Annotated in this window: 1 protein-coding gene; it reads right to left on the bottom strand. The window is 68.1% G+C overall.

Annotated elements, in window-relative coordinates; all coding sequences use genetic code 11:
• On the bottom strand, window positions 1–2538 hold a 2538-nt coding region (locus tag AB4Z47_RS30520), incomplete at both ends, for a polyketide synthase dehydratase domain-containing protein (protein ID WP_441956154.1).

The raw sequence follows: 2538 nt of genomic DNA, 5'->3' as shown, positions 1-2538 counted from the left end.
GCCTGAGCGAACGACCACCCCTGCGGAATCGGCGCAAGCAAGCGATGATCGACCACCGCAGCCGAACCAACACCCGACATGAACCCGAAAACCCGGTCACCGACCACGAACTCGGTCACATCGGCAGCGACCTCGAGCACGACTCCGGCACCTTCACAGCCGATCCGCGCATCCGGGTCGGGGTAGGTGCCGAGCGTGACCAGCACGTCTCGGAAATTCAGACCAACCGCCCGCATACTCACCCGAACCTGCCCCGCCACCAGCGGTCCCTCGGCACTCGGATCGTCGCCCACGCCGAAGTTGTCTCCGGTCAATGTGCCCTTGCCGAGCAGAGTCAGGGCCCATGCCTCGGTATTTCGCAATGCGGCGGCCCCGTGCAGATCCGAGTCGGCGCGGTTCAGTCGCGGTGCATACGGCGACCCGTGCCGTACCGCGAGCTGGGGTTCACCACTCATCGCCAAAGCCAGCGCCACGTAATGGCGATAGTCGGCCCAGTCGTCGACATCGACCAGGAGAATCCGCTCCGGATGCTCGCTCTGCGCAGTCCGCAGCAAACCCCACGCCGCCGCCGCCGGCATGTCGACGGGCTCGCCGGGATGCACTGCCACCGCCTGCCGGGTCACCACGACGATCAACCCGTCCCCGGTCAGCAGCCGCTGCACACGCGCCGTCAACGCGGTCAACGAATCCCGCACCACCACAGGGAGATCGCGGTCGCCCACCTCGTTCGCGGAGCCTGCGTAGTGACTGGAGGCGGCGTCGAGCCGCAACACGGTCGCGGACCCGCCGGCGATCGTGACGGTTTCCCCGTCCTCGGCCGAGCTCCAGGATTCGGCCGCAACCAGCCCGCTCGCAGGCGTGGGTAGCGCGACCCAGTCCACGTCGTAACCCACACCGTTGCCGCGGCGCTGCACCGAACCGAGCGCATCGGCCGATATCGGCCGCATCATAAGCGCACCCACCTCGGCCACCACCATACCCGACGTGTCGGTGAGCGTCATCGCGATCCGCTCGCCCCCCGTCACGGAACCGGTAGCAGCCGCACGAACCCGCAGTGTGGTTGCCCCTGTCGCATACAGCGCGACGTTCTCCCACGAGAACGGAACGGCTATCGCACCGGCCGGGGTGGCCGGAAGCAGCCCACCGAGCAGGATCGCGTGCAGCGCGGCATCCAACAACGCCGGGTGCACACCGAATTCGGTGACCCCCGATCGGGCGGATTCCGGCAGCGCGACCTCCGCGAACACCTCGCCGTCACCGCGCCACAGCGCAGTCAGTCCCCGGAACACCGGCCCGTACCCATAACCGAGCTCGGCCAGATCCGGGTAGGCATCGCCGATATCCATCGCCGTTACCTTGGCCGGCGGCCAACTCGCCGAATCCGTGTCGATCGACGGCGTGCCGGACTCGGCAATCACCGACGCGACCACATGACGGACCCACCGCGATGAATGGTCATCAACACCATCCTCGAATTCGAGCGCATCGGGCTCGTCGTCACTGCGGGAACGCGAGTACACCGACACCGTCCGCGCGCCGGTCTCATCCGGCCCGCGCGCCACCACCCGCAGCTCGACGGACCCGGTGGACGGCACCGGCAGCGGCGCCTCGATCACCAACTCGGCCAGCCCCGGACGCCCCACCACTGTCCCCACATGAAGAACCAGCTCGACGAAAGCGGCACCCGGCAGCAAAGCCACCCCTGCGATGACGTGATCGGCCAACCACGGCTGACCGGCCCGCGAGAGCCGGCCGGTGAACACCACGTCCGGGGAATCCGGCAATCGCACCAGCGCACCCAACAGCGGATGCCCCGCCTCTTCCAGGCCCGACCGCGACACATCCGACACATCGACCGGCGGCAACCAATACTGCTCGTGACGGAACGCATACGTGGGCAGCGGTACTCGACTCACCGACCGGCCCGCGAACAGGGCCGCCCAGTCCACCGGCACGCCCGATACATCAGCTCCTGTCAAGCAGGACAGGAGCTGGGTCGGCTCCTCCACCGAACGTCGCGAGGCGGCAACCACAACCGTCTGGGCCTCGATGTTCGGAGTCTCGACAAGGCACCGGCGCGTCATCGCCGCGAGCACAGCATCCGGTCCGATCTCCACGAACCGGCGCACACCCGCAGCAACGAGTGCGTCCACGCCCGGAGCGAACCGGACGCAACCGCGCACCTGGCGCACCCAATACTCCGGGTCCGTCACCGTGTCGGCTGCGAGCTCGCCGGAGACGTTCGACACCAGCGGGAATCTCGCCGACCGGTAGGTTATGCGTTCGGCCACCGACCGGAACTCCGCCAACATCGGATCCATCCGCGCCGAATGGAACGCGTGACTGACCCGGAGTCGATTCGTCTTGACCCCGTCGCTGGCCAAACGCAGCTCGATCTCCTCGATCGCGTCGGCGTCCCCGGACAACACCGTCGAGGACGGGCCGTTCACCGCCGCGACCGACACCCGGCCCCCGAACCCGGCGACGACATCGGTGGCTCGTTGTTCGCCGATCGCCACGGCGAGCATCGCCCCGCCC

The sequence above is a fragment of the Nocardia sp. 2TAF39 genome (assembly GCF_052114905.1).
Classification (GTDB): Bacteria; Actinomycetota; Actinomycetes; order Mycobacteriales; family Mycobacteriaceae; genus Nocardia.
Note: the sequence above shows the minus strand (reverse complement) of the source record. Positions and strands in the feature narration are given on the sequence as shown.